This window comes from Shewanella sp. UCD-KL21 (assembly GCF_001957135.1).
Lineage (GTDB): Bacteria > Pseudomonadota > Gammaproteobacteria > Enterobacterales > Shewanellaceae > Shewanella.
This window is the reverse complement of the sequence record NZ_MPHK01000020.1, coordinates 1-16403: the sequence shown is the minus strand read 5'-3', so window position 1 is coordinate 16403 and position 16403 is coordinate 1. Positions and strand designations below refer to the sequence as shown.

Annotated in this window: 13 protein-coding genes, 4 tRNA genes and 1 pseudogene; 10 read left to right on the top strand and 8 right to left on the bottom strand. The window is 41.1% G+C overall.

The features are described from left to right. Window positions 1–250 precede the first annotated feature (250 nt). The 5 genes from BM739_RS15920 to trmB form a co-directional block, all read right to left on the bottom strand. Window positions 251–1192, bottom strand: a complete 942-nt coding sequence (locus BM739_RS15920; protein WP_076542364.1) for a LysR family transcriptional regulator — start codon at window positions 1190–1192, stop codon at window positions 251–253. A 546-nt stretch (window positions 1193–1738) separates the two neighbouring features. Further along, window positions 1739–2548, bottom strand: a complete 810-nt coding sequence (locus tag BM739_RS15915) for a YggN family protein (RefSeq protein WP_076542362.1) — start codon at window positions 2546–2548, stop codon at window positions 1739–1741. Window positions 2549–2946: 398 nt separating this feature from the next. Next, a complete protein-coding gene (glsB, locus tag BM739_RS15910; protein WP_076542360.1) occupies window positions 2947–3861 on the bottom strand; it encodes a glutaminase B in 915 nt (304 codons plus the stop codon). A gap of 8 nt (window positions 3862–3869) precedes the next feature. Then, a complete protein-coding gene (locus BM739_RS15905; RefSeq protein ID WP_076542358.1) occupies window positions 3870–4196 on the bottom strand; it encodes a 50S ribosome-binding protein YggL in 327 nt (108 codons plus the stop codon). A gap of 55 nt (window positions 4197–4251) precedes the next feature. Continuing rightward, the gene (gene trmB / locus BM739_RS15900; protein WP_076542356.1) at window positions 4252–4968 is read right to left on the bottom strand and encodes a tRNA (guanosine(46)-N7)-methyltransferase TrmB; all 717 of its coding nucleotides are present in this window, start codon (window positions 4966–4968) and stop codon (window positions 4252–4254) included. Window positions 4969–5131: 163 nt separating this feature from the next. Between trmB and mutY the strand changes: the two genes are divergently transcribed. The 6 genes from mutY (at window position 5132) to BM739_RS15870 (ending at window position 13876) form a co-directional block, all read left to right on the top strand. Beyond that, window positions 5132–6268: an A/G-specific adenine glycosylase gene (mutY, locus tag BM739_RS15895; protein ID WP_076542354.1), complete on the top strand. Its 1137-nt coding sequence runs from the start codon at window positions 5132–5134 to the stop codon at window positions 6266–6268. A gap of 9 nt (window positions 6269–6277) precedes the next feature. After that, window positions 6278–6556, top strand: a complete 279-nt coding sequence (locus BM739_RS15890; RefSeq protein WP_076542352.1) for an oxidative damage protection protein — start codon at window positions 6278–6280, stop codon at window positions 6554–6556. Window positions 6557–6878: 322 nt separating this feature from the next. Continuing rightward, the gene (locus BM739_RS15885; protein WP_076542350.1) at window positions 6879–8681 is read left to right on the top strand and encodes an aryl-sulfate sulfotransferase; all 1803 of its coding nucleotides are present in this window, start codon (window positions 6879–6881) and stop codon (window positions 8679–8681) included. 330 nt (window positions 8682–9011) lie between these two features. Continuing rightward, window positions 9012–10409, top strand: a complete 1398-nt coding sequence (locus tag BM739_RS15880) for an MFS transporter (RefSeq protein WP_076542348.1) — start codon at window positions 9012–9014, stop codon at window positions 10407–10409. Between the two features lie 16 nt (window positions 10410–10425). Beyond that, a complete protein-coding gene (locus BM739_RS15875) occupies window positions 10426–12861 on the top strand; it encodes a glycosyl hydrolase family 65 protein (protein ID WP_076542346.1) in 2436 nt (811 codons plus the stop codon). A gap of 142 nt (window positions 12862–13003) precedes the next feature. Next, entirely contained in the window at window positions 13004–13876 is an 873-nt protein-coding gene (locus BM739_RS15870) for a CBM9 family sugar-binding protein (RefSeq protein ID WP_254843568.1), read from the top strand. A 73-nt stretch (window positions 13877–13949) separates the two neighbouring features. On the opposite strand, the gene BM739_RS15865 is transcribed toward BM739_RS15870, so the two are convergent. Both BM739_RS15865 and BM739_RS15860 read right to left on the bottom strand, forming a co-directional pair. Continuing rightward, window positions 13950–14537, bottom strand: coding sequence for a YceI family protein (locus BM739_RS15865; protein WP_076542344.1), 588 nt, complete (start codon window positions 14535–14537; stop codon window positions 13950–13952). Window positions 14538–14666: 129 nt separating this feature from the next. Further along, a complete protein-coding gene (locus tag BM739_RS15860; RefSeq protein ID WP_076542342.1) occupies window positions 14667–15218 on the bottom strand; it encodes a cytochrome b in 552 nt (183 codons plus the stop codon). 439 nt (window positions 15219–15657) lie between these two features. Between BM739_RS15860 and BM739_RS15855 the strand changes: the two genes are divergently transcribed. The 4 genes from BM739_RS15855 to BM739_RS15840 all read left to right on the top strand — a co-directional run bounded on the left by BM739_RS15855 (window position 15658) and on the right by BM739_RS15840 (window position 16101). Continuing rightward, window positions 15658–15733: transfer RNA gene (locus BM739_RS15855), tRNA-Phe, on the top strand. 39 nt (window positions 15734–15772) lie between these two features. Beyond that, window positions 15773–15848: transfer RNA gene (locus BM739_RS15850), tRNA-Thr, on the top strand. A 64-nt stretch (window positions 15849–15912) separates the two neighbouring features. Continuing rightward, window positions 15913–15988 (top strand) — tRNA-Phe (locus BM739_RS15845). Window positions 15989–16025: 37 nt separating this feature from the next. Next, a tRNA-Thr gene (locus BM739_RS15840) sits at window positions 16026–16101 on the top strand. A 47-nt stretch (window positions 16102–16148) separates the two neighbouring features. Here BM739_RS15840 and BM739_RS15835 read toward each other — a convergent pair. Further along, window positions 16149–16403, bottom strand: a pseudogene (locus BM739_RS15835) (IS4 family transposase); the annotation flags it as partial.

The window sequence follows — 16403 nt, the reverse complement described above, 5'->3', positions numbered from 1 at the left end:
ATGCGTGACTCAAATCATTCCGAATCAACTGAAATCTATTGTATTGATTTAAGAACAGAGTTCAAGCAGCTTTTTGCAATCCATTAACAACGCCACACAGAAATGATCTGAGCATTTTTTAACCGCGAGACAATTAAACTGTTGTTTTAATTCAACAAACAAAAAAGCCGCAATTTAAATTGCAGCTTTGTTTTTAAATTCGAACAATGTTTCCAGTTTTAGTTACTGATCTGGAAACCTCATTGAAAGGCTATTTACGTAATTTGTATAAATGATCGAACTTACCATCCCAATAAGGTGTAGTACCAATATGGCCTTTAATAAATTCAATAAATGCACTTACTTTAGGCGCAAGGTGCTTACGTCTTGGGTAAACAGCCTGTAGTGGTAAGTTGTTGGTCAATTGCCAATCTGGTAATAGCGGTACTAATGTACCTTGTTCGATTTCATCTTCAAGTAAATAACTTGCTAAGTAGGCAATACCTAAACCGCTAACGGCCGCCGATTTTAATGCCGGGGCATTATCAACCCGGAAGTTACCAGAAACACCAATTTCACAGTAATCGTCAGCTTTCTTAAACTGCCACATGCTGTGCTCATGCCACTCACCTTGGTAGACAAGACAGTTATGGTCAACAAGTTGTTCAGGTCGAGAAATATTGCCATGTTGGGCAATATATTCTGGCGATGCCGCTAATAAGAACTGACACTTCATTAATGGTCTCGCAACCATACCTAATGGTAGCTGCTCAGACATAGTCAATAGTAAATCTAAACCTTCACTAACCACATCAACTTTATGATCAAGTAGGCTAACTTGTAGCTCAAGCTCTGGATGTCGTGCCATAAACTCAGGTAATGCAGGAATAATATGCATGGTACCAAAAGACTGAGAAATACCGACTTTAAGTACACCGCGGGTAGCATCATTTAGGTTATGCACACTAGCAACGGCCTGCTCAGCATCACGTAGTAACTCTTCACCTTGTATGTAAAGCAAGTTACCCGCTTCAGTTAAACTTAAACTACGTGTAGTACGTTGGATTAGTTGAACCCCAAGTTTATGTTCAAGATCAGCAACCTGAGTACTTACTTTGGACTTAGAGATACTCAACCTTCTGGCAGCGGCACTGAAGCTCCCGGCTCTAGCAACATGAGTAAAAATAGCAATAGGTTCTAATAGTTCTAACATTGGAGTCGCCTTAAGCTGTTTACGACATTAAAAATATTTTTTGAGTTCCAAGTAATGTCGCTTATTACAGACAATGCTGCATAAACTCCACCAGCTTTATATGGTGCTTTGAACAATGCGCCACTCACCCAAAAAGAAATTAAATTTCGATAGTCCATTATCCTGAATAGCCAACCAAAACTAAAACAACAAGTTAATTGGTTAACGCCATACAGTTTTATAATTTTAGGAGTATACCAAAAATTGTATAAATGGCTCTATATTTATAATATACAATTTTTTTATCAGAACAAATCTACGATGAACTGTAATATTAATGACATTTTCTCAACTTAAACGATGGTTGTTAGACTAAAAATCGGCTTGCTCGATAGCACATTTCGCTACAAAGCAGCACAAATGACAGATAGTTAACTAGCACGTAATTGGAGCGTGAAGTTTTTGATTGATAATTTAAGCGGGAATGGTTTAACGAAAAAGCCCCTGCACAAGGTACAGGGGAAGGTCAGGTGCATTTTGACAATGCTAGAACTTACAAGGTTACCGCTACTCAGTATCTGATAATGTCGCTAACTCATAAGAAGATAGCTGTGGAATGGATTGACGTAATTCACTTTCAAGCGCCATTAACTGCTCAAAGTTGGCACAGACTTTTTTGGCTTTAGCTTCTATGGCCTCTGATTGTTCAGAGATCTGCAATTCAACATCTTCACCTATTCTTTCCATTTTGCTTGAAAAGGCAGTCATTTTCTCATCAAAACTGCCACCTTCTGAAGACATCATTTCAGCCCCTAGCGCCATCATGAAACTGCCCATGGAGTTTTTAATCATTTGCTCCATTTCTTGTTCAAACTCTTCATTAAATGCTTCTTCTAACGAAGACTCTGTCGCGCCAAGATAAAACTTATCCCCTTGTTGATATGCTGCTTGGTCAACACGGCTTTGAATTCCAGCTAATAGCTCATCTAATTTAGCCGCGGTCGCATCTCCAAAAATAGGGGTTAATGCCATGCTCACTGCATCTGTAGCTAAAATAACAGCGTCATCAACTAAATCGATTACCTCTGGGATCTGTTTAGATACTTGCTCAGAATAATCAGCTAACAAAGCAGCTTGTTTATCATTTAGTTCAACTTGATTGCCATCAATATATAACTTACCAAGTTCAACTCGGTAAACCTCAGCGCCTTTTTCGCTAAAGGATAATTTTTGTGGCTCAACGGTAACATCATAGTTTAAGGTCACGTTGCATTGATTATCTTCAATGGACATTTTGGCCATCGCTGGCGACATGGCCCCTGCAGTAAAAATCAAACCAGTTAGTGCAATAGTTTTAAATAAACCTTGGGTATTCATTAGCTCTATCCTTGCTGTTAATCGTTATGTAGATAATCAATGGCGCGAGCGGCTAAACTGCTTACTAAGCTACTGGCTACGTTTTGATATCTAGTTTCAATGTTAATTAGACTGATACCAAGTTATTGCATAGGCTGTGCCAAAAACATAAATAAGATTTTTATCAACAACTTAAAGCAGATAATAACTAATAGGTTTAGCTTTTATATTTGGATTTATATTAACTATGTGTGAAATAAGCCAAATGTTGGTAATTTTCATCATCGCTATTATATGGCTAGATTTAAGGATAGAAGATTTTCAAACTCGTGAATGAGAATACTTAAAAGACAATGGATGATTTCAAGCTTAGCAGTTGAAAATGGGCATAAAAAACTCGCTCAGCAACATAAGCGAGTTTAAAAAATTGAGCGACCTAAAGATTGTGATAAATGCTCAAGCATGCGAGTGCCAGCCAGTGAGTTACCATTTTGATCAAGTTCAGGCGACCATACGCAAATAGACATGTCCCCGGGGATCACCGCAATAATACCGCCGCCAACACCACTTTTACCTGGCATACCAACCCGATAAGCAAACTCACCTGCGCCATCATATAAACCTGAGGTAGCAAGCAGTGCATTTAGCTGTCTGGTTTGTACTGGGGTAACAATTTGATCCCCTGCTAGGCTTTTACCGCGATTGGCGAGATAAAACATCGCTTTTGATAAGTCAGCGCAATTCATTTTTAATGAGCAGTAATGAAAATAGCTCTTTAATACCGTATCAACATCGCCGTTAAAATTACCAAATGACTTCATCAAGTAGGCAATGGATGCATTGCGGGCGCTAAACTGAAATTCTGAATTAGCCACCAGTTTATCAAAAAGTACGTGAGGGTTTTCGCTCAGGTTTCTAACCACTTCTAGCATATGGTGCTTGGGAGCCCCCAAACGCGCTTGAATTAAATCTGCGATAACTAAAGCGCCAGCATTAATAAAAGGATTTCTTGGAATGCCTCGTTCAAGCTCAACTTGAACCAGTGAGTTAAACGACTGACCTGAAGGCTCTTTACCTACCCTGCTCCAAAGTTCATCTTCTGAATATAAACTAAGAGCTAAAGTAAGGCTGAATACCTTGGAGATAGATTGAATTGAAAACGGCTCAAGATAATCGCCAGCGCCAATGGTTTGCCCATCTGCGCCGGTGACTGCTATTGCTATTTTGTTTGGATCAACGTCAGCCAATGCAGGAATATAATCTGCGACTTTCCCTAAACCAATAAGTGGCCGAACTTTGTCGACCACTTCATCAAGCAATAATTGCTCAGGCATTAGCTATATTAGCCCCACCAGATGTCGTACAGTGCACTAACTTCAAGTTGTGGCACTTTTTTCGCTTCCCAGAAGGCTTTAACTGCAGCAACATCTTCTTCGGTACATTTACCGATCTCTTGTGTTGCAATAATGCCTTCCCACATCTTATGACCGCCGCCATGGAAACCTAGTTTACGAGGTTCAATTACTTGTTCAATGAACTCATCAACAGCTTTATCAATATCTTCTTCAGAAATTGACTCTTCAAAAGTCCAGTTGATATCAAAACCAAATTCTTGGAATTCATCAACGCGTAGTTTCTTACGTAAACGGCGAGTTCGGGTCTTAGCCATGGTTATTTCCTAGTTAGTTGATTAAATAGTTTATTTTAACAATATTTTATTTTAATTATGCAATACGTTCGAACATTATGTCCCAAACGCCATGGCCTAAACGATGGCCGCGGGCTTCAAACTTAGTTAGCGGGCGATGATCTGGACGTTCAACTACAGTGTTGGTTGCTGATTGGTTTTTATAACCTTCAGCCGCAGACATCACTTCTAACATATGCTCGCTGTAGTTTTCCCAATCTGTTGCCATATGGAAAACACCGCCAATCTTAAGCTTACGACGAATTAATTGCGCAAATTCAGCTTGCACAATACGGCGCTTGTGATGACGTTTTTTGTGCCAAGGATCTGGGAAAAATAATTGTACTCGGGCGAGTGATCCATCAGCAATGCTGTTTTCAAGCACTTCCATCGCGTCATGATGATAAACACGTAAATTAGTAATTTCAGCTTCACCGGCATCAACTAAACATGCGCCAACACCTGGTTTATGTACTTCGATACCAATGTAGTTTAACTCAGGAGCCGCTTTAGCCATTTCAACTAAAGATGCACCCATACCAAAACCAATTTCTAATACGGTATCAGCGTCACGCTTAAACACTTCAGCTAAATTAATCGCTTCTGGTGTGTAATCTAAACCCATTGCAGGCCAATGTGCTTCAATTGCGTTTGCTTGGCCTTTGGTTAAACGGCCTTCTCTTAATACAAAACTTCTGATTTTACGAATATATTTGCCATCTTCGTTAAATTCAGCGGTGGTAACGTCGCTCATGTATGCCTCATCATTTGAATAGCGTTTAAATTGCCGACTATTCAAAGTTTCATCTTTGTTCCAATAATAGTGGCTAAGTATATCTTAAAATCACCATGACTAAAGTATTTATCAGTTAACAGGCTCCCTTGTTTATAGAATATTCTCCATATACACTGCGCTGATGAAAAAAGTTAACGCCTTTTCTGAGCGGATCACCGCTTGGTACGATTTACACGGACGCAAGACCTTACCGTGGCAAATCAATAAAACCCCATATAGAGTGTGGATTTCAGAGATCATGTTGCAACAAACCCAAGTTGCCACTGTTATCCCCTACTATGAAAAATTCATGCACAGCTTTCCCGACATTAAAGCCCTTGCCAATGCCAGCGAGGATGATGTTCTGCATCATTGGACGGGGTTAGGCTATTACGCCCGCGCCCGTAACCTGCATAAAGCCGCTAAAACAGTTTGTGAGCAACATGAAGCTAAGTTTCCTGAATCCTTAGATGAGGTCATTGCCTTACCGGGTATTGGCCGCTCCACTGCTGGGGCTATTTTGTCATTGTCACTAGGTCAGCATCATTCTATTTTAGATGGCAATGTTAAACGGGTACTTGCCCGTCACGGCGCAATTGAAGGTTGGCCGGGGCAAAAAGCAGTTGAACAGCAATTGTGGCAATTAACTGACCAATTAACCCCGCAAAAAGATGTGGTTAAATTTAACCAAGCCATGATGGATATTGGCTCTGGGGTCTGTACTCGCAGTAAGCCTAATTGCGCTCAATGCCCTGTTGCAATTGATTGTAAAGCGCAGCTTGCTGGCCGACAGACAGAATTCCCCGGTAAAAAGCCTAAAAAAACCATTCCAGCAAAATCTGCATGGATGCTAGTACTGCATAAAGATGGTGAAGTCATTCTTAATAAAAGGCCACCAGCAGGCATTTGGGGCGGCTTATGGTGCTTCCCTCAATTTGATACTGAAGCGGCGCTCCTTGAGCATATCAGTGCTAATGGATTTAACCGCAGCAGTAATGAATATGGCGCAGCAAAAGAAAGTAATAATCAAGACTTACAATGGCTTGCTGGCTTTAGACATACCTTTAGTCATTTTCATTTAGATATTCAGCCTATCTTAGTGAATATCGGTGAAAATCAACAATCGCCTCAAATTGACTCAAGTGTAATGGAACAAAATCAGACACTCTGGTATAACATACATCATCCCGCGAAAGTTGGATTAGCCGCAGCAACTGAGCGGATTTTATCTAACTTAGCCGCTCTTTTAGCAGTAGATCCCGTCAAGGAATCCCTTTAAGGAATAATCATGGCTCGTAATGTTAATTGCGTATATTTAAAGAAAGAAGCTCCAGGTTTAGATTTTCAACTTTACCCTGGCGATCTAGGCAAGCGTATCTTTGATTCAATCAGTAAAGAAGCGTGGGCACTTTGGCAGAAAAAACAAACCATGCTAATCAATGAAAACAAACTTAACATGATGAATGTTGATGACCGTAAACTACTTGAAGAGAATATGGTTAGCTTTTTATTTGAAGGCAAAGATGTTGAAGTTGAAGGCTACGTGCCGCCAAGTGAAGACGAGTAACTAAATCGCTAACCCCTAGCGAGTCTCACTAACTTAAGAGCCTACTTTAAAAACCGCTAACGGCGAGTTGATATAAAGTAGGCTTTTTTATTACCACTAATCACCCATCATTTTGACACAATTGTAATCAGCTTTCATGTTAGCTTTAAGCAGTTGTTACCACACAGCCTTTTCACAAAAGTTCCATAATTTTAGTTAATAATCATATTTCGTGAGCTATTAACCAAAATTAAAATTTATAACACTTTCTGTTAGTTACACAGCATTATTATCAAGTGCCTCAACGTATACTGCGCTCATAAATTGTTAAAGGAGTATACCAATGCTTAAACCTATTCTTTACTCAACATTTGCATTATCCATACTGTGTTGTGCCATTAATGTTACCGCCGCCCCTGCTGGGATGAAGCCCGTACCCGTGGCAGATGCGCCATTAGGTTATATTATTCACAACCCATATGAGAATGCCCCACTTACCGCTTTAGTCACCTTAAACGGACATACTATCTCGGATGTGGATGTGACCATTCACGCTAAAGATGAAACAGGCGTTAGCATTAATTATCAAGTAGATGATATGCGAGTGATGGATGAAGGTGGCGTGCCAATCTTTGGTTTATACCCAGCATTTATGAATTCATTTACTGTTAAATGGACAGAAAACGGCAAGCAGCGGAGCCATGACTATCAAATGCTAACCCCAGACATTGATATGGGCTTTTCAGAAAGCCAGTGGGCGAAAGCACCCATTGTAGAAGTTGAACACGTTGATGCCGACTTTAAAGACCGCCTTTATTTTGTTAACTGGACAAATCCTGATGGAAAAACCGGCCAACTAGCCCATAACAACCTTGAGGCTCCTGGGGCGTTTTCTTGGGATGGTAAACCGGGATTTTTCATTATCGATACCGCAGGTGATATTCGCTGGTACCTAAACCCTTATACCACCCATAATTCAACTTCCCTTGATACTGCAGGTTACGCCATGGGCATGAATGTCACTAAAGATGGCAACATGGTATGGGTGCAAGGTCAAGGCTGGAAAAAAATGTCATTAATGGGAAGAATGATTTCTGAACATAGCCTACCCGGAAACTTTATCGATGCCTCACACGAAGGCATTGAAGCCGCCAATGGTAATATCTTTATTCGCGCCGCCGCCAAAGATTATCGCCGCGCTGATGGCATGCTAGTCAACACCATTCGCGATCAAATCATCGAGGTTGATAACACAGGTAAGTTAGTTGATTACTGGGATCTTAATAGTATTTTAGATCCTATGCGTGATGCAGCGCTATTATCCCTTGATGCTGGCGCAGTTTGTTTGAATATGAATATTGATCAAGCTGGCCATCAAACCACCTTAGAAGATTTAAAAAATGCTCCTTATGGCGATATTCATGGTGTCGAAACCGGCCGTAATTGGGTCCATGTAAACTCTATTGATTATGACCCTAAAGATGACAGCATCATTATTAGCTCTCGTCATCAATCTGCAGTTATTAAAATCGGTCGCGATAAACAAGTTAAATGGATTTTAGGCCCTGAAAAAGGCTGGAGTGAACAATTCCAAGATAAATTACTCACGCCAGTAGATGCTGCAGGTAATAAAATTAACTGTAACGAAAAAGGTCGTTGCCGTGGCAGTGATTTTGACTTTTCATACACGTCACATACCGCTTATCTTATCCCGCAAAAAGGCACTTTAAGCGTGTTTGATAATGGTGATGGCAGACACCTTGGTCAGCCAATGTTCGCCAATGAAAAATACTCCCGCTCGGTTGAATACAAAATTGATGAGGCCAATAAAACCGTTAGCCAAATATGGCAATATGGTAAAGACGAATTGGGTTATCAAGGCTACTCACCAGTAACGTCTATCGTTAAATATCAGCAAGATAAAGACAGCATGATGAGCTACTTTGCCTCTGCTGGTTTATTTGGTTTAGGTGGCGGTTACGGCAACTTAAAAATGGATGACACTACAGGTAAAGTTAAATCTATTTTAGTTGAACATCGTTATGGTGAAACCAAGCCTGCTGTGCGCATTAATATCAACAGTCACGATATGTTCGCAACCGGTTACCGCGCTCAGGTTATACGAGTAAACGAGATGCTTAAATAGTTTACTAACGATGAATCAGCCCTTTGATAGTAAAGGGCTGAATGCCTTCCCCTCTTTACCCCACATAAATAAATCGCTTCTGCCCTTCACTTTTTAAAATCATATTCAGTTTATTTAAATTAATACTGGTCAAAAAATGATTAATAATTTACATTAAAACCACAATGTAAGCGCTTACACCAAGGTGTGGCTTAGGCGTGCTAAATGTTAAAGCCTTACACTTTACTAGGTATCAACCCTGCGAAGATGATGTAATTAAAGGCAATAAATGGGTTCGTTGTAAGTAATACCTTCAAGTTAGATTGCTACAATCAAGGTATAAATACGATTATGGAACAATCAGCAACCAGCGCAAAAGACACATCAGTCAAACACGATAAGTTATCCTTAAAAGAAAAAGTCGGTTACGCCCTTGGGGATGTGGCATCTAACTTTTATTGGCGTGTTTTTGATGTATTTTTATTTATTTTCTACACCGATGTATTTGGTATTTCTGCTGCCGCGGTTGGCACCATGATGTTAGTGACTCGCATAATCGATGCGATATCTGACCCCTTAATGGGCGCCCTCGCAGATAGAACTAACAGCCGCTTTGGTAAATTTCGCCCTTATCTAATATTAGGCATTATTCCCATTGCTGCAGCTGGTGTACTCACCTTCACAGTGCCCGATTTAGGTGATGATGGTAAGTTGATTTGGGCTTATGGCACTTACATTTTTATGATGCTGGCGTATACCTTTATTAATGTCCCTTATGGCGCATTACTTGGGGTTGTCACCAGTAATAGTCAGGAAAGAACCACATTAACCAGTTTTAGATTTATCGGTGCTTTTTCTGGCGGAACTTTAGTTGCTTATTTGACGCCAGAATTAGTTACTTATCTTGGCGCGGGGAATGAGGCATTAGGCTGGCAACTGACCATGACCTGTTATGGAGTTATTTCAGCGGTGCTGTTTTGCCTTACTTTTTTTGCAACTAAAGAGCGCATAGCGCCACCAGCGAATCAACAAACCTCAATCAAACAAGACATCATCGATTTAACCAATAACAAGCCATGGCTGATTTTATTCTCTTTAGCATTAATCATCATGTTTACCATTACTTTACGCGCCAGTACCGGCACCTTTTACTTTAAATACTATGTAAACCGAGAAGACCTCATTGGCACCTTTACCGCGGTTTATATGATCTCACTTGCCCTAGGCGCCGCCTCTACGCCTCTATTAACCAAATACTTTGATAAACGCCCACTGCTTATTGGTTTAATGACCATTGTTGCCATACTTTCGGCTGGCTTTTACTTTATTCCAGCTCACAACCTTACCTTGATGTTTGTTATGCAGGCCTTAATTGGATTTTGCTTAGGGCCTAAATCGCCGTTGGTATTTTCTATGTATGCCGATACAGCTGATTACTCACAATATAAAAATGGCCGCCGCGCCACCGCGATGATTTTTTCAGCAGCTGCCTTTTCGCAAAAATTAGGCGGCGCTTTTGCAGGCGCGATGATCGGTTGGATGCTGTCATCTATGGGTTATGTGGCAAATCAGCAGCAATCACCCGACTCGTTAATGGGGATTTTACTGCTCAATACCATCATCCCTGCAGGCTTTGCCTTATTAGCGGTTTGGGTTGTTAAACACTACAGCTTAGATGAACAAAAAATGCGCCAGATTAACCAGTCGCTTTATCAACCTATTGATAAATCAGAGCCTGCAAGCGAGTAATTGAGGAATTTAAATAGTGATTACTTACCATCAAAAAAATGGCAACGTCAGCTTGCATAGTCCAACCACTATGCCAAAAGCCTGTGGTTTTTTATGGAATAAAAACATGATGATTCAAATGAATTGTCGGGGTTTTGCGACTGCGCAATTTATGCAGCCAGAACCTGCTAAATATGCCCATGGGCCTGCATTAGAAGCCAAAACCTTTATGCAGCCAGAACATGCCTACTTTAGCCATCATCCTGGGCGATTTTTTTATATAAAAGATAACCAAACTAACGAGCTATTCTCATTGCCCTATGAGCCAGTAAGGCAATCATTGGCATCATTTGAGTTTATCGTTAGCCAGCATCAAGTCAGTTGGCAAGTTAAGCACCTCAACCTACACTGCAAACTAAGCTTAACCTTAGCCACTGAAGATACCGCAGAGCTATGGCAGTTATCCATTGATAACCTAAGTCAAACGGCGCGAGATATCAGCGTTTATAGCTACTTTCCTGTGGGCTATATGTCGTGGATGAATCAATCAGCAAAATTTGATAGTTCACTTAATGCAATTTTATGTCACTCAATCAGCCCCTATCAAAAAGTCGATCAATACTTTGTTCAACAAGACTTTAAAGACACCACGGTATTTCTAACTGATACAACTCCTGATAGTTACGAAACCCGTCAAAGTGTTTTTGAAGGCGAAGGCGGTTTACATAACCCAACGGCCATCAGTAATAACCGCCTAGAAAACATGCCCGCTCATTACCAAACTCCTGCAGCGATAATGCAATTTAATCGTAAGCTTGCCGCTTATGATGACGCTAGCAATAACGCCAAGCCAGCAGTGGCATTAAAGTTTGTTTTTGCGCCGGTAAAAGATGCTCACCAAGCGAGTAAGTTAAAACAGCGTTATTTGAGTTCAACAGCGCAATTTACTCAAGCCCAAGATGAATACGAAGCGTATCTTAATAGAGAAACTGGCTGTTTAAGCCTTTCATCATCCACCCCTAAGCTTGATAACTTCATCAACCATTGGCTACCAAGACAGGTGTTTTACCATGGCGATGTCAATCGATTAAGCACTGATCCACAAACCAGAAACTACCTTCAAGATGCTATGGGAATGATTTACATCAACCCTAGCAAGGCCAAAGCCGCCTTTGAAGTCGCCCTCGCCCAGCAACATCGCAATGGTGAAATGCCGGATGGCATTTTATTGCACCCAGAATCTGAGCTTAAATACATCAATGTAATCCCGCACACGGATCATTGTGTCTGGCTAGTGATTTGTATTGAGGCATATTTAAATGAAACCGCTGACTTTGATTTCTTAAATCAAACCATTGGTTTTGCCAACAGTGAAGATAAGCTTTCGGTGATGGAGCACGTCAATTTAGCGCTGGAGTTCTTGTTCTCTCAACGTGATAACCGCGGCCTTAACTTTATCAACCAAGGCGATTGGTGCGATCCTATGAATATGGTGGGCTATAAAGGCTTAGGTATTTCAAGCTGGTTGACGTTAGCAAGTGCTTACAGCATGACACTGTGGGCAAAAGTTTGTCAGCAAATGGCCTGCGACAATAAGGCGTCAAAATTTAGCCAACTTGCAACGCAATTGAATGATGCTGTCATTGAGCATTGCTGGGATGGTGAATGGTTTGCCCGCGGTATTACCGATGCTGGTCACTGTTTTGGCGTAAGCGATAATCAACAAGGCCGCATTTATCTTAACCCGCAGAGCTTTGCTATGTTGTCTGGCGCGGTTAATGATCAGCGCTGGTCACTGATGCAGCCGCAAATCAAGCAGCAATTACAAACACCTTTTGGGATGATGATGCTAGCTCCCGCTTATACCCAAATGGATGAGCAAGTGGGCAGACTAACCCAAAAGTTTCCTGGCACCGCTGAAAATGGCTCTGTTTATAATCATGCTGGGGCATTTTATATATACGCCCTATTTGAACAAGGCGAAACAGAGCAAGCATTTGAACTATTACAAACCATGATAACTGCTGAAGATGTGCAAAATGAGCTCACCCGTGGTCAATTACCCGTGTTTATTCCCAACTATTACCGCGGGGCTTATTTTCAATATCCTGACGATGCGGGTAAATCGAGCCAGTTATTTAATACTGGCACCGTCGCTTGGATTTACCGCATTATCATCGAACAACTTTGTGGCCTAAAAGGCTGCAGCGACGGCTTAAAAATTAAACCGCAACTACCAAAGCACTGGCCTAGCCTAAAGGTAAGCAGACGTTTTCGCGGCGCAACTGTGGATGTATCAATAAAAAGGCGAGCAGACGTTAGATCCCAGCAGGTTTTAGTTAACGGTAAAAGCTTACCGGCTAACGCGGCAGGTGAGCATATTTTAGCTATCAGCACTAATACAAGCTTCAGTACAGATACAAGCCCTAACACTAATACAAGCTATAGCATCAGCGTGTTGCTGGCTGAATAACGCAAGTTGAAAAATCAGCATCCTAGGGCTACTGATTAAGATAACGCTTTCGACTAATGTCAAAGCGTGTGAATATGCCCAATAATAAATGATTCTATAAAATACTGACTTTAAGACTTAAACTTTAGGAGTTTACTGGACAATGGACTGCACTGAAAAACCAACTAATAAAGCGAGCCATAAACATAAGGCCAACGCCTCACTTAAAGGCCTAATACTGCCCTGCCTGTTGGCATTAAATTGCACCGCAATTGCTTCAATGGCGAATGCTGATACGGCTTCAAGCACAAACAAAACATCTGCTGAATATATTCATGCTCCTATTGAAGTTAACTACGCTAATAAAGCCATTACCCTTGATGGCATTGCAGATGAATCTGATTGGCAGCAAGCTAAGTGGCAACCTATTGATCAAATGATCATCGGCGATGCAATAACAGCCGATGATTTTAGTGGCAAATATAAACTGCTTTGGCGTGAAAATAAGCTCTATCTTCTGACTGAAGTGATTGATGATGTGCTATTTGATCAAACCGCTGATCCCACCGTGCTGTATTGGGATGATGACACCGTAGAGGTGTTTATTGATGAAGATGGCTCAGGTGGCGAGCATCAATATAGCCATAATGCTTTTGCCTATCATGTGGCATTAGATAAACAAGTAGCTGATTTTACCACGCAAAAAAAGGCCGCTACCTTTAATGATCATATCACCACAGCATGGTCGAGAGACCCTGTTAACCCTCAAAAAATCTATTGGGAAATGGCGATAACGGTATTCCCTGACAGTTACAATGACAGCTTAAGCGCTTTTGATAAGCAGCAGGTTTCGGCCGTTAGCTTACAAGCCAATAAACAAATGGGTTTTATGCTGGCCTATTGTGATAATGATGGCTCCAAACAAAGAGAGAACTTTATTGGCTCCCACCCGATAAAGCCGTTAAATGGCGACATGAATCGCGGCTATAAACACGCTGATGTTTTTGGCAGTATTATTCTAAAAGCTGCACAATAATCATCATAAAAAGCCGCCAATGACTAATATCATTGACGGCTTTGTTGTTTTTAGTAAACCTGTTCAATAGACGTTATTGCTTAATCCCTTCAATAACCAAATCTAGGCTAACATTGGCAGACGCTGGGCCTAAATCCATTTTAAAACCGAAGTCTTTCATGGCAAATTCTGTGGTACCAATAAAGCCAGCACGGTAACCACCCCAAGGATCTTGGCCTTCACCAACAAATTCAGCGGTAATAGCCACAGGCTTAGTCACCCCGTTTAAGGTCAAATTACCGTTAACCAATATCTTGCCATTGCCTTGGTCTTCAACACTGGTCGAGGTGTACTGCGCCTGAGAGAACGCACCAGTATTTAAAAAGTCAGCACTGCGTAAATGCTTATCACGCTCAGCATGGTTTGAGTCAACACTGCTGGTGTTGATGGTGACATTCAAATTAGTGTCAGCAATTTTTGCCGCATCGTAACTAAAGTCACCACTGAAATCATTAAAACGACCCGCTACAAAGCTATAGCCTAAATGATTTACTTTAAATTGAATTGATGCGTGGGCACCTTGAGTATCTATCTTATAATCGGCCGCATTAGCGACTGATGGTAGTAACATTGCAGCGCCGATAACGCTAGATAATACTGTGGCTAAAAGTTGCTTTTTCATTGGTCATTCCCTTTATTATAAATTCAATATTATTGATGTATTCGAGTACTAATAAGTGGTGCTAGCTAATAATGAGTGATCACAGCTCGTCGAGTTACAGGCTCGATTCAAGTGCTGTAGGTGTTAAAACTATTTTGGGGCAGGTTTTAGCATTCTTGATAACGTGCCATCCTTATCAATCAATTGGTGTTTTATCGCGCCTGCTGCATGAATAATGACTAAGGCTATTAATGTATAGGCTGCATATTGATGAACCAGGCCAGCAATATCTGCTTGGTTGTTAATAAAGCTGCCCAGTGACGGCACTTCAAACCAATCAAATACCCAAATTCCGCGGCCATCAGCTGTTGAAATTAAAAAGCCTGTCGCCATAATGGCCAACATTAATAGATAAAGCATTCCATGAGCCCACTTAGCCGCCGTTTGCTCCCAAGCCTTGTGATTATTTTTTGCATGAGGTTTCGTAGAGCCTAAGCGCCACACTAATCGCACTAGCGTTGCCAGTAACAATAAAATGCCAACACTTTTGTGAATATCCGGCGCGGTTTTATACCAACTACTGTAATAAGTCAGGTCAACCATCCAAAAACCTAAGCCGAATAACCCAATAACGGTTAATGCACTTAACCAATGGAGACTAATACTCACTAAACCATAGCCATTTTTTGTATTTGCTAACATCAATCTGTCCTTGTCAAAATCTATGCAAACGATTATATCGACAAAAAACAAAAAGAATACCGCTAAAAATAGCCAAAACCATTCGATAAAATAGAACCATTAGGCTAATTGAGTCCTGACTAAACCCAGCCAGTCGTATTCAAGTAAGCGTTCAATTTGAGAAATCGATTAAAGCTGCTAAAAATCACCGTAATTGGGCTTTAATAGCCGTATTTTCAGCCAATAAACTGGAGTTAAACTGAATTAATAGAATTAAAAACCGATTAAAGGCAAAAAATCGCTCAGTTTGGCCATTTACTAGCCGAACGATTAAAATCATTTAAAAAAGCACTTGCAGGATTAAAACCATCGCTATACTATGTGCGCACTCCAAACGACACAGGCTCTAACTACTAAGTTAGCACCCAGTTTGAAGTAGTAAACTAACGCTTAGTTAGTTGCCCGAATAGCTCAGTCGGTAGAGCAGAGGATTGAAAATCCTCGTGTCCCTGGTTCGATTCCGGGTTCGGGCACCATATTTAATTTAATAGTGTTATCACTGTTAAGAAAGATAAGCCGGCATAGCTCAGTTGGTAGAGCAACTGACTTGTAATCAGTAGGTCCCGAGTTCGACTCTTGGTGCCGGCACCATATACAGAGAAACCACTCASTGAGTGGTTTTTTCTTGTAAGTTTCAAGCTAACGATAGTTAGTCGCCCGAATAGCTCAGTCGGTAGAGCAGAGGATTGAAAATCCTCGTGTCCCTGGTTCGATTCCGGGTTCGGGCACCATATTTATATTAATAGTGTTAACTATTAAGCAAGATAAGCCGGCATAGCTCAGTTGGTAGAGCAACTGACTTGTAATCAGTAGGTCCCGAGTTCGACTCTTGGTGCCGGCACCATAAAAACAAAAAAGCCACTCAATGAGTTAATGCCGTTCGGATAAGCATTACTGTTTAAACCTAAGTGGATAGCGGCTAGGTATATAAAGCACTGAACGTGGATACGTTCGGTGCTTTCTTTTATCAGGCAAGATAAAGTGTTTTATATCGGCACGCATTTGCTTCAATTTAGCGGGCAACTTTCCATCAGGTGATAGAGCCTGCCACCTCAATTGGGTATCTATCAGACTTATTGCTGCCGTAAAACTAATTCGAGTGGGTGCAACCTCTGCCTCTTTTGCTATCGCCACCATCTCTAAACG